Raw genomic sequence first — 22,191 nt, forward strand, 5'->3', positions numbered from 1 at the left:
GAGCCACTATTTCAAGGATGGAAATATGCAAAAATTAGTGAGTATGGAAAATATGAGTGTCAATGTTCGATCTGAGTATCAATCACCCATTGTCGCCACGCTGGCGCAGTCTTTAAAAGATGGGTTTGAAAACCCAGAGAAACTCTCTGGGCGTTGCCAATTCGAATTTTTTGAAGAAAATGGAAAAATACATTTTTTGTCGGTGCAATTTGATCCTGCCGTTCTCACTCTCAGTGCAGAGCCTTTTTTAGAAAGTGATGCACAAATCAGTATGCCTCTCAGTGTTGCCGAAAAAATAATAGCGAACCTTGAGGGTGTGGATTATCGCGACCCAGACATTATTGGTAAAATGAACATGTCTGGAAACCTTCATATTGTGAATCATCTTGCTAAAGCCTTGGTTAAACCATCCAGGGCAACTCAATCTACGTTTGATGACGCAACTGAGCGTTATAGAGAGGCTTACTCTATGACGTCCATTCTTTATCTGGATTCACCGACTGAATTGCAAATTTTAGAAACAATTGAATCAAAGCAGCCGTTTATTATTCGTCATTTGGAAGCGAATAATGGTGGGCAAATAAAATGGACGCTTGAGCAACTGAGAAGCAAGTACGCGGATGTTTTGTTGAGAGTTCGATCAGCAACAGAGAAAGAAACGGTCGCTGATTTTATTGATAAGCTGATGCACTTAAAAAAGCAGAAGGCGACAGACATTATTGAAGGCCATACAAAGGTGTATACGGAAGGCTGTTCTTTGCCTTGGCAAATGATAGACGATTTTTTACCCCACTACTTTACTCCCCATGATTTTACTGAACCGCAGATCTGGTTGGGTTCCGTTCCTATTGATGCTCCTGCGAGTAGTCTACACAGGGACCCGTTAGACGGTTTTTTATATCAGCTTATAGGGCGCAAAAAAGTGATTTTGTTCTCTCCTGATCAGGCTCGATGTTTATACCCGATGAAGGCGTATAACAATTATCAACCTTGTTGGGTCAAGCCAGAGTCTGCGAACTTTGACTTATTTCCACTTTTTAAAAGCGCTCGACCTGTTGACGTTATTTTAGAGGCTGGTGAAATTTTGGTGCAACCCGCTGGTTGGTTTCATGCCGTTTATTGCCTTGATTCACCGACGTTCTCAGTGAGCTATTTTCTTAGGTTTCCTGTCGGTGTTGAGTCATCTGAGCTGAGTTAAAATGGTTAGAGTTAGGGAAGGGAGTATGTCTTTTCAAATGCAATACGATCAATGGCGCTTTACTGTGTTTGGGGGACGTTTTCCCCAATATAATCGCCTTAATGAATTAAACGATGAGTTAACAGGGGAATTCAAAAAGGCCTTGATCGATGAACTTGCGAGCGTTCAAAAAAAAGCCTTGCTATTCAGCCAATCGTCGCTGGTGTTTGAACAGAAAGTGGCGTGCTTTGAGGCGTTAGATGCTCAATTTGATTCTTTGGAGTCCATGCTGTTTTTGCTAACGATACAGTATCCAAATGAGGACTTTCGTGAATGTCAGGCGTACCTTAATGATACCGAAACACTCTTGTTTAAAAGTGTCAGTCAATTTATGACTAAGCTGTTAATGGCGTCTTCAAACATGCTCCCTTTATGGGGGAAACGATTGCAAGAAGAGCACAGTACACCGCCTCAAAATAACGCATCAGGGGACGATGGTCTAGGCTTAATAACAGCAGACAGTGGCTTTATTGAGCAATTGCAACATCGGATCAAATCTGACCCTATCGAACAGAATGGTTACCCTAAAAGCTTTAATCAAGTGTGTATCAACAACGGTCGCTTTATAAAAGAGAAGGTCTTGAAAAGCGATGTCACTACAAACTTGCATTTAACACAGTCTGACGACGTGTTCCGTCGATCAAGGTCGTATTTCAGCGTCATTATGTCTGCCTCAGTACAAAGCAAAACACTTAGTCTACAAGGATTAAGGGCTATCCAGAGACAACCATGGCGTGATTTTTATATTTCCATTATAGAAGCCATTCAGTTTATAGAAAGGCAGTTTTCTAAATACGATGAGCGTTTTCAAGGTAAGGTGATGAATGCTTTTTTAGCGGGGAGAATTCGCTTTGTTGAGGATGTAGCGGCGGCTTCATTTTGTTTCGATACCCCTAATGGATCGTTTATTCAGGTGACTTTTGTGGGGGATCTTGAGTCATTGGCTCTGCTTGCTCATGAATGTGGTCATTTAATTCATCAAGAGTTAATTCGGGATAAGTGGGTATTAAGGCAGGATATCCAAACGTGCCTAACAGAATCCATCGCCATGTATTTTGAAAACCGAATCGTGAAAGATAGGTTGTTAGAGGAAGCATATGATGCCGCTGTCTTTCAGGCGTGGCTACTGAGGCAATACAATGAATGGGTTAATCGACATGAACTGTTTGAGCGATTTGAACTGGGTCTTTATAAGCTTGATAGGGTAAACCAAACTCAGGTTGCTCATTTATGGAGGACGCTCATTAGAGACTATTATCCCTGTAACATTGTTTTTGATCCGATGTTTGAATACGAAGGCTTTAAAACGCCTCATTTAAGTTTCTCGCCTTTTTATCACTCGGTCTATCCAATTGCGTATTTATACGCCATCGATATAAATGAAAAGAGGTTGAAAAAATTAATAACGCTTCTCAGTCTCCATATATAGATTAGTGTCATAAATTAGAGTGTATTGAGGGAATTGAATACGTCGTTTGCCTTATTTAAAATGGCGCTTCTATCCTCTTCTGATTGTTTGTCCCAATTTCGATAGATCATGCTCATTCTTGGGTTGGAGGCCAATTTTTCGCGATGTTTATTGATAAAGTGCCAATAGAGACTGTTAAAGGGACACGCTAGATCGCCAGTCTTTTGTTTCACTTTGTAGTGACAGTTAGAACAATAGCTGCTCATTTTTTGGATATAATTACCACTGGCGGCATACGGTTTTGACGCAACCCAGTTGTCGGCAAATTGACTCATGCTACGTGTATTTGGCAATTCTACCCATTCAATGGCATCAATATAAATACCTAAATACCATTGATCGACTTCTTTAGGGTCGATACCCGCAAGCAAACAAAAGTTACCTGTTACCATGAGCCTTTGAATATGGTGGGCATAGGCATAGTCCAAAGATTGCTTTATCGATTGAGAAACACAGTGCATTTTTGTATTACCATCCCAAAAAAATGACGGCAGTGCCTGTTTTGCTTGTAATTGGTTTTGTTGCGTATAATCCGGCATATTCACCCAATACATGCCTCTTACATACTCGCGCCATCCCAGAATTTGCCGAATAAACCCTTCAATTTGAGCCATACTAATTTCTTGATTATCTTGATAAGTCTGTAATGCGGCTTTGATCACTTGCATTGGAGACAGCATTTTTGAGTTAAGTGCAAAAGATAATCTTGAATGATAGAGGCTCCAGGCATAGGCCGACTGATCCGTCATCGCATCTTGAAAACGACCGAAATTCACTAATAAGTTTGAGCAAAAAAACGTGAGTAACGCTTTTGACTGTTGTCGGCTATTAGGCCATATAAGGTTTTTTTCAGGCTGGCCAAGATAGGGAATTTGATGGCGGTGAATACGTTCAAGGATATGTTCTACCGAATTCTGAAAAGTCAGTGGTTCAGGGATATCCTCTAAGTTCTGTGGCTTTAATTTATTTCTGTTTTGCTGGTCGAAATTCCATTGACCCTGAACGGGCTCACCGTTATCTTGCATTAAAATACAATACTTCTTTCGCATTTTTCGATAGAAGGCTTCCATACGAACGGTTTTATTGGGCTTAAAGTGCTGCTGAATATCTGCAAACGGCAGTAAAAAATGTTCGCTTTCAACTTGGTTACATACCCATTCGCTCTTAGATGAAAAGGTCTCAAGTTGTTGACTAAGGCGATATTCATCCGGTCTCTGGTATTCAAATTCTTCTATTGAAAATTGCTTACACAAACGATGGATTAAAGAGGGAAGGTCTTTATCATTTTGGGTATCATCTAATGTTAAATAGCAAACATGGTGACCTGATTTAATTAGGGCATGAGCAAAGTTTTCCATCGCCGAGAAGAAAGCGCAGAGTTTATGAATATGATGTTTTACATAGAGTGCCTCTTGATGCAATTCGGCGATTAAATACAGCACCTCATTTGGCTTTTTTTCACCATTGGTTTGTGGATGAGAGTTGTTAAACCAAGAGTGGCTTGCATTAAGTTGATCACCCAGAATGAGTCGAAGTGTTCGGTATGTTTTATTTAGCATAAGGTTACTTTTTTGATTTAGTCACTTTTTTAGTTGGGCGAATGTGTGTTTTTAAAATGCGATATTTTTCACTTTTTACATCTGTTCGCTTCTGAAACCCCCATAAACGATCCCTAGCGGCTTTGGATGCCGGTCTAAAATCGATAATGGGACTTGGGTACTCTCGACCAATTTCTATCTCATACATCGCTTCTTCCATGGGGGTCAATTCCCATGGTTTATGAACAATTTCATTGGGTATGCAGTTGAGTTCTGGTACCCAGCGTTTAATAAAGAGGGCATCAGAGTCATGTTCTTGAGATTGTAAAATCGGATTGTAAATACGTATGGTGTTGGTGCCTGTGATACCGGCTTGCATTTGAAATTGTGGGTAGTGGATGCCGGGTTCAAAATCCAAAAAGAGTCGTGCTAAATGATGTACACCCAAACGCCAGTCAATGTTTAAGTGATGACATAAAAAGCTAACTAACATCGCCCGCATTCTAAAGTTAATGTAACCTGTATGATGCAGTGCTCTCATACACGCATCAACTAAAGGGTAGCCCGTTGTTCCTTGCATCCAACAAATTAGGTCTGATTCTACTTTGTCGTCTTTTCGATAAGGGTAATTATGGTAAGCTTGATTGACTGCACGTAATTCCATATCGCATTCAGATTCAAACTTTTGAATGAAGTGACAATGCCAATGGAGCCTTGAACTAAATGCAATGAATGTTCGACGCCATTTGGGTTTATTCCAGTGTTCTAATAGATATTGATAGACTTCCCTTAGACTGATGTTTCCCCAAGCTAAGTAAGGTGATAAACGAGAGCAAGCAGACCGACTCAAGGATGGACTTGAGATAGAGTAGTAATAAGCTTTGCCTCGTTCCTCAAAAAAACTTTCCAAGGTTTTTATCGCCAGTGTAGGGCCTCCCGTTTGCATGCCCTTTTTAGTTGTCTGCCAAGATTCTGGGACTGTTATCGGTGTGGGTTCAAAAGCAAACCAGAAGATCTTCTTTAATTCAATTTTAACGATCGGTCTTCTCATAATTTTATCCCAATGCTTGTCCCAGTCCACCCGGCTAACAAGCCCTCTTATGACGGCGGCTGTCGGCGACTCAATCCATGTTATTTTCTTTTTTTGAACCCAGTTGCTAATTATTTTATCGCGTAAGTATGTTTTTCTGATTCCTGTTTCTTCATAGCTAAAGAGGTGACTAAAAGGCGTCTTTCTGAACAGTGTTTCTAACGCGTTGATCGCCTCATCAAGTACAATGTGTATTTGTGTATGATATTGAGATAATTGCCGATTAAGGTCCGCTAATGATTGCCAAACGAAACGCCAATGACGCTCATCGTAGTGAGGATCTGCAATTAATGATGGTTCAAAAATATAAAGCAGCATGATAGGTTTTTTTTTCTCGCTTGCCGCTAATAATGAAGCGTGATCGGTTAAACGAAGATCCCGTTTTAGCCAGACAACAACGGGTAAGTCAGGTGAATTTGTGTCTAGGTGATTCATTATAAAATTTGAATGGGCCAATCGGCTGCATCCACAGAGTCCAGTTGACGGTCAAATTGATCTCCTTGCCATTTCGAAATAAAAGCCCCATTTGGATCATATATTTGAGTTTGTTTTTCTAAATTAAAATGACGACCTCCTTTAGGGTCTGCTCCCACCCCAGCGATATATTGCCAATTCCCCCAGTTAATCGCGACATCATAATCAATGAGTTTTTCTTCAAAGAGCGCTGCGCCATAACGCCAATCAATACCTAATTCGTGAATTAAACAACTGGCGGCTAATTGACGACCGCGATTACTTATATAACCGGTTTGGTCCAGCTGATTCATACAAGCATTCACAATAGGGTAGGGTGTGCTTCCATTACACCATTTTTGAAACCGCTCTGCGTAATAGCGGCCTTTATTTGATTTACCAGTAATGCCTTGGGGTTGAAAAAGTTTGGCACCATAGTATTGAGCATATAAATGAAAATATTCTCGCCATAAAAGCTCAAAGTAAATCCAGTAAGTTGACTCATTTGCTCCATGCTGGTTTTCATAGTCAGTGAGTGACTGTAAAACTTGTCTAGGGGAGAGGTTGCCGTTCGCTAACCAAGCTGAAAATTTGGTGGAATTTCCCCAACCTTCTAATGCATTGCGAACGCTTTTGTAGGATGAAGGAGAATTGCTTGAAAAATAGGCATCAAGCTGATTGTGAGCCGCCCTTTCTCCTCCTGAAAAAAAGTAGGGAGTCGGTTTCATATTTGCCTTGTTTACAATAAAGCGGCTTGCTGGAAACAGAAAAGAAAATGCGTCTAAACTTGCAGGAAGAGAATAGGGTTTATCGATCACGGTTGGCGGATCGAATGATTCGACTTGACGGCGGAATTGACTAAATGTTGAGGGGACGGTATTAAATTCAATCGCCTTTTTATCAAAGAGTGTGAGACCATCTTCAATCACAAAACGCACATCATTAAATTGCCTTTTTAATGATTCAAGGATTTTACTTTCGTCCACTCCAGGGTGCCTATGGCGATAGAAAGATGTTACAGGTATGTCATCAAGTAGGGCTTTGAAGGTTTGGGATGCAGAGTAAGGAGAAAGGAGCAGTTTATTACCAAGTTTTTGTAAACTACGATCTAGATTATGAAGACTTTCTTCTAAGAAATTTTGCCTGCGATTGCCGATGTGTTTTGTACCAAATACACTCATCGAGTGATTGACCTTGTTCACGCAATAGATACACAAGAGCACATCAACTTCAAAGGAGGCTAATTGCATTAATTTATTGTCATTTACTCTTAAATCATCACCAAACCAATAAATGCCTATTTTCTTCATGACTCGTATTTCTCTTAATTCTTCTTAAATCTATACGATATTTAATGTAGGCTAGATCATTGTAGAAACGATAATTGAAAAATAACGCATCAAACACCAATCGTTTTTTAAGTTAAGATGATATAAAGGGTTTGGTTGAGCCATTGAAATACGTTAGTTTAACTGGATGTTGGAGGATTTTTTGGATATTCCGCAGGTTCCTGATATTGAAAAAAATCGGTTAAAAAGTCTAAGATCTTTAAATATATTAGATTCTTCTGCTGAAGAACGTTTTGATCGAATTACGAGAATGGCCAAGCGTATTTTTAATGTGCCGATCGTACTGGTTAGTCTGGTTGATCAAAATCGTCAATGGTTTAAGTCTTGTATTGGATTAGACGTACGAGAGACGTCTAGAGACATTTCTTTCTGTGGTCATGCCATTTTAAAGGATGAAGTATTGGTAATAAAGGATGCGAGCAATGACGAGCGTTTTTTTGATAATCCTTTGGTTACTCATTCTCCCAATATTCGGTTTTATGCTGGTTGCCCTGTTAGGTCTGAAGATGGGTATCGATTAGGGACATTATGCTTAATCGATCAAGAGCCAAGAGCGTTTTCTGAAGAGGACATTGAAGCACTAAAAGATTTGGCTAATATGGTTGAGCTAGAGCTTGCAGTGATTCATTCTCTGACAACGGACGACGCCACAAAAACGCTCAATAAGGAAGGGTTTACGATTCTGGCTCAAGACCGACTTGATTCTTGCCTAGAAGCGGACATCCCCGTTGCGGCAATTACCCTTAAAATTGATGATTTTCAATCCATAAATGATACCTTTGGGAGCGAGGAAGGAAAGCGTATCCTTGAAATGCTCACAAAATTTTTTAACACTGAGAGTTCCGATATTGAGCTATTTGGTCGCTTAGGTGATTGTACGTTTATTGCTTTATTAACAAATAAAAGTATTGATGAGATGGCCTCTTTGATGCAAAACCTGAGTGACACATTTAAAAATAGAGAAAGAGAAACCTACTTTAAATATGAGGTAACCTTTACTTACGATGTCGTCAGGTTTAGCTCTGATGTACCTTGCTCAATTCAGGCTGTTATAGATGAATCTGAATAAAATAGGAAATGTGTGGCTACCCTCAGCTAGGAGAGGTGAGAGATGAGAGAGTAGCCACTCTCCACGCATTAGAAAAAGTGTATAAATATTCTACTAAGATAAGTCGCATTTGGCCATTCGGGGCAGCGAATGGGTGCAATTCCAAATAGAGACGCTTTCTTATCTTAGGTGCCAGTCAGCGAATATTTATGCCGCTTCAAGTTCTCTTTCTGCGTAAAGTTGGATAACCCACTGTTCAATCCTTTGATCAGTTAGGTCAAACTGTTGATCTTCGTCGATCGCTAATCCTATAAAATGTGTTTTGTCCTGTACACACGCCCGTGATGCTTCAAAATCATAGCCTTCCGTTGACCATTGTCCGATGAAGTTTGCTTTTGTTGGAAGTAACTTTTCATACAGCCACCCCATTGCATCCACAAAGTAATCGCCATAGCCAAATTGGTCACCTAGCCCGTATAAAGCGATGGTTTTATCTTCTAAAGAGAGTTCGCTCAGTGCGTCTCCAAGGTCTTCCCAGTCAGATTGAATGCCACCAAAGTCCCATGTTGGTATTCCTAAAATCAACATGGAATAGTCTTCTAACAAGCTAAGTTCTATGTCTTTAATGTTAAATAATTCAACATGTATTCCAAGCTCAGTATATTGAGCCGCGATTTTATAGCCAACTTCTTCTGTGTTGTTGGTATCGGTTCCATAAATAAGAGCAATCGGTGTCTGGCTCATAATGTAAACTATTCCTGTCCATTACTAATTTTAATTAATGAATTTGTCTATATTGAGTGCTATTCACGCCAAAATGTTGCGTAAATACACTTTCAAATTGCTCTTCTGAAAAGCCACTTTGCTTAATAATATGAGGTTTGGCGTTAGGGTCTTTTCTGAGTTTTTCCGCGGCAAATGCAATGCGTATTCTTTGGTGATACGACTCAATAGATTGTCCTACTAAATGCATAAAGCCAATGGACAGAGCGTCAATATTTAGTCCAACTGAGAAGGCGAGTTCATCTAGGTCAAGCACTTTTCCTGCTGGTACTTCCAAAAGGTTCTGGGCCTTAAATAACTTGCTTTGACACCCTTCACATTCTGATAAGTGTTTCAGCATCTGTATTTGTTCAATTAAGGTGAACATACAAGCGTAAATATGTCCTGCTAAGCTAATGGACAACCCTGTGTGATTAAGCATCGACTCACATAACTTTGAGACGGTTCTAGTTAAAGGCAGAGTGATATAAGGGTCAGTGTTGCCTAATATTTGCTCCATACTGGTAAAGTGTTGAATGACCTGGTCTTCTGTTTGACCTAGAATCAAAGATAAGTACTCAGTACTGATAACCACTTGAAGTAAACTGCGTTCCTCAAATTGCTTCATTGAGAACTGTCCAGAGATAACGTCTTTTTGATAGTGGATTTGTACTGAGTGAATGTCATCAACGCTTTGAATCGACTTGGACCCTATAAAAGAGAAGTACACACCTTTCTTTGCTGTTTCTGTAAAAACGGTGTCTTTTTTGGCTCGCAAATGCATATTGGAAAATTGCAAGCCTGCCAGTAGGTGTACCTGCTTTTTGTGGCCCTGAACCCACTCATGTAGAGTATCTTCGACATCCCCGTGGTCGTCATAAATATCTTGCATAGTTAAGTGCATCGCCGTTTATTCCTGCTTCATTGATAATGGTTATCATTAAAAAGCATTTATATTTTAAATGCAAGTGATTCTCATTATTTTTGGTAAAGAAAGAGTAAATATGTAACTTGGGAATGAAGAGCACGTTTTTTTGTTGTTCGGGCTATGTCAAAGGACATCACCCGAACGTCTTATGCTATTTTTAATGGGGTGGTTGATAGGGGTTTATTCTGCTTGTTCCAGCTTACTTTTAGTTCAATTTTATGACGTGACGCGCCTTCACTTGCGGTGATTTTAAAGTCCAATAAACCATTGGGTTGTAATGTAAGAACGCCTTCTTCGTCTGAAAAAGTGACTTCTCCTTTGCCAATACCCTCTGCAATGGAGATGAGTAGCTCTTGAATCGATTGAGGGTCTTGTAATGAAACGTGTTGAAACTCATTTTTTAATCGCATTACGTATACTCATCTTCAATGTTTTGTTAAGTTGTTTTAACGTTTTTTTTTCGGCTTTACTCTTTACCGCATGTTCTTTTTTTACAGCCTTTAAGAAGCGTTTTGGCTGAAGCACCTTGACGGTGTCGAAATCTGAACTCAGGCCGACAATGCGCCCTTGAGGCTGAATCATAGTAACGCCGTATCCAACACCCATCAGCCCCTCTTTTATTCGAGAGTTTCTATCCAGTGTGATGTCACATTCAATATGCAGCAATCCTTGCTTAACATTTAACTGTTGCCCTTGATGGTAATTTACATGACCACGAACAACCGCGTGGATACCGCTCTTGCGAATAATAGCCACACCATCTCTTGTGAGGGGCTTGTCAGACTTGCGGTATTTTGTTCGAAAGGTGTTCGCTACTGAGCTGTAGTAGAAATCGAATAGGTTGTTGTGTAGCTGCTTTTTAAAGCATTTGTTCAAGTAGGAAACGTCTTTTTTGGCAATTAATTTACTGATGGTGTCATCCACTCCTGCATGAACAAACAGGAAAGAACCTTTTTTATAAGCAAGTTGCATCTCTTTAAAAAACCACGAAAATTCGCCTTTTTTTGAAAGGAATAACTCTTGGCACTTTTCTGCTGTTGCGTAAACCTGTGGCAAGGTTAAGCCGGCTTTTAAGCAGTTTTTTTCAAATGAATGCGTTTTTGTGCGCATTTTTTTAAGCTCACGCTCAATGCCTTCATCGGGTACTAGGTTTTTTGCAAGTACAGGAAACGCGATAAACCAGTTATCTGAAGGAAATAGTCTCGCTTTGCATTCCGCTTCATTTGGTGTTCCTTTTTGCCAATCCGTATTGGCTAAGTATAGATCGAATACTTCCTTGAGCAATGGAACGACTTTATTTCCCATTCGTACAAACATATGTTCATTGCCGGTATCTCGTTCGCCTGCAATAGAAAGTAAACCAATCAATAAGCGCAAGTCGTGATTTCCGGCTAATAATTTCACATCGGCCCCAAGGTCGATAAGTTCTTTTAACTTCCGTAATAAGGATAAATTACTCGGGCCTTTATCAAGGCAATCCCCACCAACAATAAAGGTGCACTTTTTCCCCTGTTTCGTGAGCGTTAACTGCCCAAACGCATCATGGGTTACACCACCCGTTGTTAATAGTGAGGCCTCAAAAGCATCGGCATCCGCATGAGGGTCTGAAATAAAGAAAAGGGGCTTTGATGGCCACTGCCATTTTGGTTGTTTGTGTTCCGGGTGGACGGCTCGGAAAAGAGTATCTTGTTTATTTATTAATGCATCGGCAGAGCCTTTTTCAAGTGGCCAATCTGCGTGTTTTAATCGCTTTGAATCTGTTTTAGTTAATAATGCTTTAGCGGATGCAAATAGGGCGTTATTTGATTCTTGACTGACCATTCTGGTGTCGTCGCTTTTCTGTAATTGCTTTTTGGACGGCTTTTTAATTTTCTTTATAGTATTAGTTATCTTAGACGCATTATTTGCTTTTAGTTCGGCCACTTTCTTCAAAGAGCTAGACTGTGGAACAAGAGTTAATGCTGGTGAAGAAAGTGCCATAAAAGTGCCTATAAATGTCGTGTTGTTAATCGTTAAACGAATTGAGCTGCTGACGAATCTTCCATTCGCCTGCAATGTGTTGCCATTGACCGTCTATTTGTTGTTGGATCATCACTGCGCGTCCATGGTGCATGCTAAACTGTTTAATATCGCACATGTTTATGACATTTAAATGAAATGCCGCATGTCGAAAAGACGCACCATGGCCAAAAAACAATCTAACTTCTTTGTCTGTTTCAGTGGGTTCAGTAACCAAATGCTTTTTAATCGATTGATTTACCAAGTAATTTGAAACTCGCTTGCCAGCCATCATTAATGATTCAGCGCCTTGAAGTGGTAAACAATAATGACTGTCTGATTTCCAATTTTCAGGTGGTACTTCAAATCGAGGGTCAGATTTTAATACGTCTTCTATTTCTTTTATCGTTAAATTGGCGAGGCTACCAACGCTTCTTTCTGATAGGTCGTTATGGGTTATATGAGTAGGTGCCTCTGAAAAAATATCAGCCAGTTCTCTTTGATAAATCTCCGCTGTTTGCCAAGCTCGTAATTGATTTGATGAATGAACAACAGGATGGAGTGCCCAGTTATTCTCTTTTATGAATGAGGCAAACTTTTTAGCTTCTAGCACAATTTCTTGTTTTCCTGCTTCTGATAGTTGAAAGGGTTGCAACGCACTGGGTGTGTTTTTCCTTTGGTGATAAGCACCGTGACGAATTAACGCAAGAATGGGAAAAGAAGAGAAAGCCATTGTGGTCATATTGTTCTCAAAGCGCCTTTTTAATTCAGGATTAGGGTGATTGGATGTTAAAGCATCCTGTCGCCACTTCTAGCTTATGGCGACATGATGCTCTACTTTATACTGTCTCGTTTTGTGTGAGTTCTAGGTAGGTTTTTGCCAGATAATCAAAATCGACACCCCCAGAAACTTCGTAAACAGTCACTTTATTTAAAACGGCTAAATAGTTCTCTAAGGCTGGAATTTCTGGGCCTGAGAGAAATTCGCCCTGTGTGTTTTGATAAAAAGGCCCTGGGCTTTTCATAATGGCGCCGATTAACTCTTGATTCTCTTCTGGATTCACTTTTTTAAGCTCAGGCTTTGCCGAACTTTTTCTATCCCAGTTTAATAATAAAACTGTGTCTAACGTGGCTTCTAGATCAATTTTGTTTTCGCCATAAACCTCGTCAATCATGACATCGTATTTTTGTTCTAAATCCCAAAGTTCAGCTTGTGGCAAACGCTTAAGCTTCTCTTGTTCTTCCGTCTCAAGAATAGACAGCAATCTCGGGTTATGTAAAATAGTGCCAGGGTTAATACGTGGAAGTTTAGGTACACCACGAGCGATAATGTTGTCACGATCATTTGTTAAAAATAAGCGATCATTGGAAATAAACTTCGCATGTGGGTGATCCATTAGTTTTAACATTAAAGTGGATTTTCCTCCGCCAGAGAAAGCCGCAACGGCGGTACCCTTGCCACAAATGCTGACTGCGGCGGCATGGCAAATAACGTGATCCTGTTGCTGTAAATAATTCATGTACTGGTTATTAATAAAGTTAACCACTTGATTGATGTTTTTCAGACAGGGACCAATGGCTAAACGGCTAAAGTTACTCTGGAAAAATACCATTCCGGTTCTTACTTTATGCAGTAATCGACCTTGGTGCATGTCAACATAACTGTCTTTACGACCGGACTTGCCCGCTTCTCTTGCCCAATCTGCCCAAGGGTAGCTAGGTGCTGGTTTGTCACTTTCTATAAGATAAATGACTATGTCTGCTGTGGCTTTATGTTGTGGGTAGCTGCAGAAATAACTTTCTAATTCAAACATTAATTTAGCGGTATTACTCAATACAGTGATATGACAATGGCTTAAATCAAGATCAAATTGGTAGCGACATGACTCTGTGTTGATGTCAAGTTCTTGTGTGATTGTGTTTAGATGAGTATTCATTATTTACCTAATGTTGTTAAAACGTAATGGCTATAAGCGTCGGCGGCATCGACGTTGCAGCCTTCTAATGCGCCTTTGAATCCACCAAAAGCGGAAACTTCAAAGACAATAGGGCCTTTATCCGTGAGCGCAATATCAACGGTGGTGAAATCTAGATTGAATGATTTTTGGGCAAGATGACCTAACTCAATAAGCGCTTCGGTAGGCTGATAGTTTTCATAACGTCCCCCGTCGTGGATTGTGGTATTCCATGCGTCGCTTTGAGATACGCGAGCGTAGGTGCAGACATACTCACCTCCAATAAACACCATCCCTAAATCCATGCCAGAAAGGTTGACCTTTCTCTGCAGGTACATCATGGGGTTACTTACCCTAAAAGACGTCAGAGCATCTCTTAATTCTTCATCCGATTGACTCGACTCCAATATGGTCATACCTCTTGCCTTGGTTGAGAAGAGGGGCTTCAGGACGGCACGGCCATACTGCTTAATGGCGTTAATGGCCTGATCAATATGTTCTGTCACAAAAGTGGAGGGCATAGGGATGTTGGCATTACGTAAACTAATGGTGCAACTTAAACGATCAACCAAACGAAGTATGCTTTCAGCTGAGCTGAAAACACGCACACCAGAGGCTTCTGCGACACGCAATAGCTCGATTCTGTCTAACATACTTGGACTATATTCTTGACTGGCTTTTTTGACAACTAAACCATCTAGTTCGCAAAGGTTTACCCCATTTGCAAACAGACTTTTGTTTTCTAAATCGAGTGCAATATCCGCCATATCAATAACTAAGCGAAAGCCTGTTTTTTCCTCTAGCTTATCGGCCAATACTTCTGTTGACCATTTACCGGGAATGCCAATAACGCCAATACGTAGATTACTCAATGAATAAGTCCTCCAAAGGGATGATAAATAAGTGTTCTTGACCTTTTTCTATCGCTAGGACTTTATCTAGCAGGTAATTTGAGCGTAGATACATGCGTTTAGATAAATTAGGGTCAAGGATAAAGCGTGTAGAAGAGGCAAAGGAACGAATTAATCCAAGCGCAATGCGTAATTCAAACGTCGTGTCGTTTTGAATAGGTTCGGATTGTCGAATGGATTGAAAGAAATGCATGGCCACTTGCATCATTTTATCGCGGCGTTGCTTGTCAAGAATGGTCAGTCTATATATGGAAACCATAAAAACCGAAATGTCCTGTGCATAGTCCCCATACTTGGATCTATGCAGGTCGATAAAATTAATCCGCTTTTCTTCAGGGTCATAGATGATGTTGTCTAGATTAAAATCTCCATGAGTATAAACTGAAAATGGGCATCTCCATTGGATTTCTTTGACCTGAGCGAGTTTTAACTTTTCTTCAAATGAGTGTTGTAACACGCCACAAATCATGGCGTTTTGTGTGTCAAACTGAGGGTGCACAGCGTAGATGCTAGGTAAGCGTTTGCGGAGCTGTTGGATAAACTGGGCATCGGCCTCCTCTGCTGTTTTAGTTTGCGACCAAATAGAGTTTAAGGTGGTTAATAAATGCTCTATGGCGTCATCTAAAACCAGTTTATTACCATTGACAATTAACGACTCAAAGGTAACACCTGGAAGGTGCTCTATTAGTAAAGAGGCGTTTTTTTTGCGGCTATTGTATGCCAAAATTTTAGGCGCGAGTCCGGGGTAGATGTGGTGCCAACGCTCAACCCCTTGACGTTCCTCTTTGAGTTTCTTTTTTTCACCTTCCTTGAAAATTGCGAGATAGGAATTGTCTTGTTGGCCATCTTCTGTTTGTCTTCGAATACCTGAGATGGCACTGCCTGAGCGAGTTTCAGCAACCGTTTCAATTTGAATTTCATCTGAGTTGAATTCAAACTCATCCGCCACACTGGATAAAGAATGGTATCTGTGTCGATTCATTTTTTGGCCAATGCTTATAGACAGCACCGTATCAGAAATTTGCGTCATAATGTCTAACATTTGTCTGATCAATGAGGTGCAAAATATCGCCTGAGTAACGACCGTATTTAACGTAATGGTCGCTTCAGAGTTGATGGCCGCACTGAACTTTGATTGAAAGTTACTTTGTAAGCTGATGCTCTTTTTTCCAAGTTTGATCGCTTTTTGGGAATTGGACTCATTGAGGATCGATTCAACTGATTCAACAGCCATTCGTATCTGTCTTATAAGTGCGGCGTATTCTGACATTGGAATAAGGGCCTGTAGCGACAGATAATCCTCTTTAGTTAAAGGGGTTGGTTTAGAGAGTTCTTTTATTGACTGTCGAGCGAGTTGAATGAGTGAATGAATTTCTTGAGACAAATGCTCTAAAGCTTTCAGTCGAAATCGATTTGTGTCGTTCTTAGACTCTTTAATTTCATTGCCAACGGCATTTTGAATGCGAAAAAATAAATTTGCGGAATAGCCAGATCGTCCATAAATTTGCTCTGCAAGTATTTCGCTGGGGTGTAAGAAAAACAGTTCTACCTGTAAAAATTGTTGGCTAATTTCAATGAAGAAAAAATGCAGAGTTTCATTGGTAACCTTATTTAATTTTGCCATCGACAGGTAAGTAACCTATTTAATATGAATATCAAAAGAAATTTTTGTTAAAGCAAGCTAACAAAAAATCAAAACGAATCAGTTCGTATTAGTATAGAGAAACTTTAAGTGGCTTTGGTTACGGTAAGATGACAGTTAAGGAAATTGCAGTTGAAGCCGGTGACTTAACATAGTTTAAAGTGAGAAGAGACAAGTAAAACCTGTCTCTTTGATAAGATTTAATCAATGTATTCGTTTAGATACGATTTAACAATTCTGCTTTTTTATTATTGTAGTCGTTTTCTGAAATAGCACCGGCATCACGTAATTTTGCCAGCTTTTCAATTAATCCAATGATGTTATCAACCGATGTGTCAGACCCTGAGTTTAATGAATTTGTTCCCTGAGTATTCGGTTGAGGCAAAGTATGATTGTTTTGTGGCACAAACGATGGTTGATGGTTTGTGTCTAAAAAATTATTTTGTGGTGGTGGCGTTGGTGCTGAAGTTTGAGTGCTACCAGATACAACAGGCAAACTGTTTACGGCAATCGTTCCATATTGACTGCTGAACGTTAGAGAGTCGTTTCCGCCTTGTTGTTGGCTGACACCACCAATATTGTTGTCTAATGTATCGTATACTGTAACTTGACCGTTTACTTCTACCGCTAATCGATTAGGAAAAACAGCATAGCGGATGTTATTTTGAGCACCGCTGCTAAATGGTTGCCCTAGGCCCAGATCTTGTGGCCACCACTGGTTACTGTTTCTTGAGCCTATTGGTAAAGGTGCAAAAATTTGACTATTAGAAAGTGCGTTTGCCAAGTCATTACATAAATTGTCTACAGTCATTTTCAACCCATTGTTGAACATATCGCCAACCATTGTCATTCCACCGCGCATCCATTGCCCAGACCCGCCTAACTCTGGGCAACTAAATTGCGCCATTGTACAGCCACCATTATTGACGGCAATCAACATATGAAGCACTGCATCGTAGCTAAGGTTGTAACGTTGACTAAGGTCGTTAATAAGTTGCTGGCCTTGAGGGGTTAAATTTTGCATTTGATTACTCTCTTGTAGTGGCGGAGAGCTGTTCTTTGACTAAGATAATACAATTAATCAAAGCAGGTGCAGCACTTGCTGGACGACAGGTTCCGTAGGCGTGCAGTCTATCACATCTATATCAAACAAAATTATGACAATTGACTTTATTTTGATCAATTTTATAGTGCATACGATTGAGGGTTATCTCAACGGATTTGTGTCATTGCTTTGAGAATGTTAAGCAATTGATAAATAAAAAATATCAATTTCGCTTTGATCGAAGCAGGCAGTAAAGAAGAGCGAATACTGATTCGCTTGAAGATAAAAAAACCACAGCATACGTTTAATTTATACTGTGGTTCTGTTTTTTAAGGTAGAGGCAAAGCTTTTAAGTGTTTTGCTGAATGCTGTAAGCTAGTTAACATTAGCTGCTGACTGTGTTCTTTTTCTCCCAAAGCATTTAATAGTCTTCCAAGTTCCCCTAAAGCTTCACTGCTTTGGTCAATATCAATAGCAGACTGATAATAGTCTTTTGACTTACCCCAAAGCTTTTGTTGCTGGCTTAATCGACCACACACTAACAATAAATTGGCACTTTGCGGGTGCACTTTAAGCCATGTTTCCGCAGTCTGTAAGGCATTTTTGGAATTAGTATGATTAATATGTCCATATTCAAAAATTAACGTCTCTGACCACTGATGATTTAAGCTCTGTCTTATAAATTCTTCCGCTTTTCTGGTGTTTTCAAAACTGATTAGCGATCGAGCGTATAAAACACGCATATTCTCGTCTTTGTCTATTTCGCTGAATTTATGCCAAATGTTATCCATTTCTTTAATCAGGTCTTCTTCTTTGTGACCTAATTTTTTACGGTATTGCATGTTATCTAAAAGGGCTAAAAAAGCTTTCTTTTCCAGTTCAAGCATATTTTCCGTGTCTAAAATGCCTTCTTTTTTGAGTTTTGGTGTTAGCGTTAAAATAGCATCCCAGTCTTTTAGGTGGGTATAAGCCTGAACGAGCATTTTTAAAACCTGTCTATGCTTCGGTTTTACCTTGTGCAGTCTTAGTAGGGTGGCCAGCGCACTTTCATAATGTTTTTGACGCATTTGAATTTGGCTTTGAGCAAAGCTGATTGCAAAATCGGCTTCTGGTGTCGACTGATGCGCTGTCTGTAGCCATGTTTTTGAGCGTTCATGCTCTTCTTGTTCGCTGGCTGCGTAGGCGGCTCCGATATAATTAATTAACGGATAGGGGACTTTATCTGCACTCTTTGTTAGGAGCTTCTCTGCCCGCAACCAGTTTCCACCGACCAATTCCAATAAGCCTCTAATGGTGTTTCGTGACGCACGTTTTTGGCTTATGTTGCCTGTTAGTTTTGCTAAGGATGATCCCGGTCTCAGGGTGGCAAACAGAATACGTTTTGCCCAGCTTAAGGCAACAAGTAGAACCAATATAAATAACAAGAATACCCAGAAGCTGGTTTCAATGGTAACGCCAGCAAAAGCAATTAGAATGTAACCAGGATCTTGCCTCATTAATAACCCAAGGGTTCCCCCTAGAATTAAAAAAATAATCATTACTAAGAGGAACTTTCTCATGCGCTTACCTCTTCTGGACTAATTTCTAGGGCTTTCTCTGTGCTCTCTGTTGGTGGTTGTTGATGTTTTTCTTCTACTGGTTCAGTTGTGTTTGGCTCGGTTGCAGAGTCTTCGATTGTGGCATTATCAGAAGTCGAGTTTATTGGTTCTACTGGTGGTGTATTTTCTCTGGTATAAGTGGATGTTTGTTCTTTGTGTTCTTCCACTTTTATCGATTGGTTATTATCGCCTATGGACTGCCACTCTTTCATTAATTTCTTAATCGCCGTTAGCGAATCCCTCGGTAATGGCAGTTCTGGCTGAGGGTTGATTTGTTGCAACGCCGTAATGCTTGTCATAAAGGCAACGACAGGTTTTGCTTTAAGATCAAAATGAGTACTGACGGCTTCTACAACGTGATTCAAAGAAGTTTGATAAACAGTGCGTTGCTTCTTCAAAAGCGCAAGCTGGGCAACACTGATCTGAACTTGAATTGAACTGACCAGCTCTTGATAATCTGCCGCCGGCAATAGGGCCTTTATGGGTTTATGGTTATAGTTGATCACGATCAAAGATTTAACGGATGCCCACAGTTCAGTCCATGTTGACTGCAGCGTTCTTTCTTCTTGGTCGCTGTTGTTCGCAGCGTCGTTAGATGCGTTGTTCTTCATCCACTCTTTAGATGGCTCTCTTTGTGGAAGTTGCTCTATTTGTGTTGCTAAAGCATCTAGCTGTAAGTAGAGCCCTTCAGTATCAAATGCGGTGGTTGCCTTCAGGGATTGAATGTCTTTTGCGATGGCTTTTCTAGTTTCAAAAAGAATGGGATCGGCCATTTCTCCTAAGATCTGATCTGCAGACGATAATAGGCTCTCTGCCCCGGTAATATCACTTTCCATTAAAAGTCGTTGGTTGGCTAAGCGAATCAGGTACTCTGATTCCGCAAGTTTCCAATCTTCTTTTGTGGTGTTGCCTATTCGATGTAGCTGTTGACCAAAAGACGCCAATTTATTATTTTGCTGACTAACCTGTGCCTGCGCACCGTTAATGTTTTCAATGATTTTTTTGATTTCTTTATCTTGCTGCGCCACTCTTTTTTCCATAGAAGGCAGTGATTGAGCAAGGGTGTTTTGTTGTGTGACTTTTTGATCTAAATTGTTTTGTGTACGGCTAAGTTGTGAAACTTGCTGAGAAATAGGTTGTATTGTTTTTACAGTGACTTGTTGTTGGTAGATACTCCATCCGCTCATACCAATGGCAACCACGCCTATGGCGATAGCGACTAATGATAGTTTATTTTTGTTGTCTTTCTCTGACTCCGCTATCATTTGACCCTTGTTTTCAATTAATTGGTCTGTGTCCGAGGCCGTCTTATTCGATGCATTTTCTGTCATTTAAATATCCTGTAAACAATCAATGGCTTGCAACATACTGTTGTCGTCTGCACCAGGTGCTTGTGCGACAGATTGCCAGCCGTGGCGTAAAGCTAATTCAGCCACTCGCTGACTTGGAGTAATTATTGTCTTATCACACCACATTTTTGCATGTTTTGCTAAAGAAGCTTGTAAATTTTCTAACCCTTCGCCACTGGTGATTAAAATTAGATTAGCAGAATCTCCAGAACTTAATTGATCGAATGGGTGATTTATGGGGGCGCGTTGGTATAAATTAAGATACTCTACTTTTGCGCCTCGCTGCTCGAGAATCTCGGCTAATGTTGGTCTACCGCCTTCACCTCTAATAATCAGTACTTTTTTATGTGCTAGTTCTGATAGCGCTGACCAGGTTAATAAATCTTCAGTGGTTTGGCCTGAATTTGTTGTTGCAGGAATGCCTTCCTGTTGCAGCAGTGCCGTGGTGCCTTTGCCTATACCTACCCAAATAATGCTTTCAGGGAGCATTGGCCAACATCGGTCTAACCATTTAGCCGCTTCACGAACGGCATTTTTACTGACAAAAATAACAAAATCATATAAGTCGATATCAAAAATTTTCGATTGTATAGCGGCTTTCTTTTGAGGGTCGGTGATCGGGCAAATATCCATCATGGGGATGGCAATAGGAAACGCTCCCAGAGATTCATAAAATAAACAGCTGTGCTGGTTTTCAGGTTCTGGCCGAGTAATTACAATTTTTTTTCCGGATATTTGCATCTTGATTAACCCATTACATCGGCAAGTAGCTTATCGGCTCCCTTGCTTAGAAGTTCTTCTGCCAGCTTTGTGCCCAATTCGTCTGCGCTTTCTTTAGAACCGAATGACTCAGCCGTGATAACGGTTTGTCCGTCAAGAGAGCCCACTAGTCCACGTAAATAAAGTGTATCTGAATCTAAGGTAGCAAAGCAGGCAATAGGCGCTTGGCAACCGCCATTTAAGCGTTTATTAACCGCTCTTTCAGCGGTCACACAATAATGTGTTTCTAGGTGGTTTAATGGTTCTAGTAACGCATTAACTTTGTCGTCATCTAAGCGAGATTCAATGCCCATAGCCCCTTGGCCGCCAGCAGGTAAACTGATATTGTCTGAAATGTAATCTCGAATACGGTCTTCCATTTGAAGTCTAATTAACCCTGCAGACGCTAAAATAATGGCATCGTATTCACCCTTGTCTAATTTTTTTAGACGAGTATTAACGTTGCCTCTCAAGTCTTTTATAACCAAATCTGGACGCATTCTTTTCAACTGGCAAGAGCGTCGTAAACTGGATGTTCCCACAACAGAACCGACGGGTAACTCATCGAGGTGCGTGTAATTATTGGAAACAAAGGCGTCAGTTGGGTTCTCTCTCTCACATATTACGGCCAAACCTAAACCATCAGGAAAATCCATTGGGACATCTTTCATTGAATGTACGGCTATGTCAGCACGTTTTTCAAAAAGAGCACGCTCTAGTTCTTTAACAAATAGGCCTTTACCGCCAATTTTAGAGAGAGGTGAATCGAGTATCTGATCGCCTTTTGTCGTCATTCCTAACAACTGAACGTCTAGCTCTGGGTATAAGGCTTCAAGTTGATCTTTTACATTGTTTGCTTGCCATAAGGCAAGTTGACTTTCACGAGTGGCGATAACAATTTTTTCTTTCACGAGGGCTCCTAAATAAAGGGGGCTATCTTTATCTGAAAACGAATTTCAATGTGATAAGTTGGTGGTAGCGTATTGCTCTATGATACCCACAAAGACACCATGCGTCATCCTCAAAGCCTTTATAAAACCTCTTGGTTAAGGTACTCTTTG

19 protein-coding genes are annotated in these 22,191 nt (G+C 40.3%); 3 read left to right on the forward strand and 16 right to left on the reverse strand.

Going from position 1 to position 22,191, the window contains the following annotated elements; genetic code table 11:
- Positions 1 to 25 precede the first annotated feature (25 nt).
- Together IEZ33_RS05720 and IEZ33_RS05725 are read left to right on the forward strand one after the other, a co-directional pair.
- Positions 26 to 1,198, forward strand: a complete 1,173-nt coding sequence (locus tag IEZ33_RS05720) for a cupin-like domain-containing protein (RefSeq protein ID WP_191602735.1) — start codon at positions 26 to 28, stop codon at positions 1,196 to 1,198.
- Positions 1,199 to 1,223: 25 nt separating this feature from the next.
- A complete protein-coding gene (locus IEZ33_RS05725) occupies positions 1,224 to 2,666 on the forward strand; it encodes a gluzincin family metallopeptidase (protein ID WP_191602736.1) in 1,443 nt (480 codons plus the stop codon).
- Positions 2,667 to 2,680: 14 nt separating this feature from the next.
- On the opposite strand, the gene IEZ33_RS05730 is transcribed toward IEZ33_RS05725, so the two are convergent.
- Genes IEZ33_RS05730 through IEZ33_RS05740 form a run of 3 tightly spaced genes read right to left on the reverse strand, consistent with a single transcriptional unit; the run spans position 2,681 to position 7,096 of the window.
- Positions 2,681 to 4,264: a cryptochrome/photolyase family protein gene (locus tag IEZ33_RS05730; RefSeq protein ID WP_191602737.1), complete on the reverse strand. Its 1,584-nt coding sequence runs from the start codon at positions 4,262 to 4,264 to the stop codon at positions 2,681 to 2,683.
- Positions 4,265 to 4,268: 4 nt separating this feature from the next.
- Complete coding sequence (locus tag IEZ33_RS05735; RefSeq protein WP_240009646.1) at positions 4,269 to 5,789, reverse strand: cryptochrome/deoxyribodipyrimidine photo-lyase family protein; 1,521 nt, start codon at positions 5,787 to 5,789, stop codon at positions 4,269 to 4,271.
- Complete coding sequence (locus IEZ33_RS05740) at positions 5,768 to 7,096, reverse strand: DASH family cryptochrome (protein ID WP_191602738.1); 1,329 nt, start codon at positions 7,094 to 7,096, stop codon at positions 5,768 to 5,770. Before IEZ33_RS05740 ends, IEZ33_RS05735 begins: the two co-directional genes overlap by 22 nt.
- A 181-nt stretch (positions 7,097 to 7,277) precedes the next feature.
- Between IEZ33_RS05740 and IEZ33_RS05745 the strand changes: the two genes are divergently transcribed.
- On the forward strand, positions 7,278 to 8,204 hold the full coding sequence (locus tag IEZ33_RS05745; RefSeq protein ID WP_191602739.1) for a GAF domain-containing protein: 927 nt from the start codon (positions 7,278 to 7,280) through the stop codon (positions 8,202 to 8,204).
- Between the two features lie 186 nt (positions 8,205 to 8,390).
- On the opposite strand, the gene IEZ33_RS05750 is transcribed toward IEZ33_RS05745, so the two are convergent.
- The 13 genes from IEZ33_RS05750 to hemC all read right to left on the reverse strand — a co-directional run bounded on the left by IEZ33_RS05750 (position 8,391) and on the right by hemC (position 22,041).
- Positions 8,391 to 8,927 (reverse strand): flavodoxin, encoded by a 537-nt coding sequence (locus tag IEZ33_RS05750; RefSeq protein ID WP_191602740.1) that lies wholly within the window; start codon positions 8,925 to 8,927, stop codon positions 8,391 to 8,393.
- 34 nt (positions 8,928 to 8,961) lie between these two features.
- Positions 8,962 to 9,849 carry a helix-turn-helix transcriptional regulator gene (locus IEZ33_RS05755; RefSeq protein WP_191602741.1) on the reverse strand — a complete coding sequence of 296 codons (888 nt, stop codon included), beginning with the start codon at positions 9,847 to 9,849 and terminating at the stop codon, positions 8,962 to 8,964.
- 170 nt (positions 9,850 to 10,019) lie between these two features.
- Complete coding sequence (locus tag IEZ33_RS05760) at positions 10,020 to 10,283, reverse strand: amphi-Trp domain-containing protein (RefSeq protein WP_191602742.1); 264 nt, start codon at positions 10,281 to 10,283, stop codon at positions 10,020 to 10,022.
- Complete coding sequence (locus IEZ33_RS05765; RefSeq protein ID WP_206696910.1) at positions 10,267 to 11,853, reverse strand: metallophosphoesterase; 1,587 nt, start codon at positions 11,851 to 11,853, stop codon at positions 10,267 to 10,269. Before IEZ33_RS05765 ends, IEZ33_RS05760 begins: the two co-directional genes overlap by 17 nt.
- Before the next feature lie 25 nt (positions 11,854 to 11,878).
- The gene (locus IEZ33_RS05770; protein ID WP_240009647.1) at positions 11,879 to 12,613 is read right to left on the reverse strand and encodes a histidine phosphatase family protein; all 735 of its coding nucleotides are present in this window, start codon (positions 12,611 to 12,613) and stop codon (positions 11,879 to 11,881) included.
- 97 nt (positions 12,614 to 12,710) lie between these two features.
- Positions 12,711 to 13,808 carry an HprK-related kinase B gene (locus tag IEZ33_RS05775; protein WP_191602743.1) on the reverse strand — a complete coding sequence of 366 codons (1,098 nt, stop codon included), beginning with the start codon at positions 13,806 to 13,808 and terminating at the stop codon, positions 12,711 to 12,713.
- Positions 13,808 to 14,698: a GAK system ATP-grasp enzyme gene (locus tag IEZ33_RS05780; RefSeq protein ID WP_191602744.1), complete on the reverse strand. Its 891-nt coding sequence runs from the start codon at positions 14,696 to 14,698 to the stop codon at positions 13,808 to 13,810. Before IEZ33_RS05780 ends, IEZ33_RS05775 begins: the two co-directional genes overlap by 1 nt.
- The gene (locus IEZ33_RS05785; RefSeq protein WP_191602745.1) at positions 14,691 to 16,361 is read right to left on the reverse strand and encodes a phosphotransferase; all 1,671 of its coding nucleotides are present in this window, start codon (positions 16,359 to 16,361) and stop codon (positions 14,691 to 14,693) included. Before IEZ33_RS05785 ends, IEZ33_RS05780 begins: the two co-directional genes overlap by 8 nt.
- Before the next feature lie 235 nt (positions 16,362 to 16,596).
- Entirely contained in the window at positions 16,597 to 17,403 is an 807-nt protein-coding gene (locus tag IEZ33_RS05790; RefSeq protein WP_191602746.1) for an SHOCT domain-containing protein, read from the reverse strand.
- A 350-nt stretch (positions 17,404 to 17,753) separates the two neighbouring features.
- Positions 17,754 to 18,983, reverse strand: coding sequence for a heme biosynthesis HemY N-terminal domain-containing protein (locus IEZ33_RS05795; RefSeq protein ID WP_191602747.1), 1,230 nt, complete (start codon positions 18,981 to 18,983; stop codon positions 17,754 to 17,756).
- Entirely contained in the window at positions 18,980 to 20,353 is a 1,374-nt protein-coding gene (locus IEZ33_RS05800; protein ID WP_191602748.1) for a uroporphyrinogen-III C-methyltransferase, read from the reverse strand. The genes IEZ33_RS05795 and IEZ33_RS05800 overlap by 4 nt, the downstream gene beginning before the upstream one ends.
- Positions 20,354 to 21,112, reverse strand: coding sequence for a uroporphyrinogen-III synthase (locus IEZ33_RS05805; RefSeq protein WP_240009648.1), 759 nt, complete (start codon positions 21,110 to 21,112; stop codon positions 20,354 to 20,356).
- 5 nt (positions 21,113 to 21,117) lie between these two features.
- Complete coding sequence (gene hemC / locus IEZ33_RS05810; RefSeq protein WP_191602749.1) at positions 21,118 to 22,041, reverse strand: hydroxymethylbilane synthase; 924 nt, start codon at positions 22,039 to 22,041, stop codon at positions 21,118 to 21,120.
- Between the last annotated feature and the right edge of the window lie 150 nt (positions 22,042 to 22,191).

It is taken from the genome of Marinomonas algicola (genome assembly GCF_014805825.1).
Classification (GTDB): domain Bacteria; phylum Pseudomonadota; class Gammaproteobacteria; order Pseudomonadales; family Marinomonadaceae; genus Marinomonas; species Marinomonas algicola.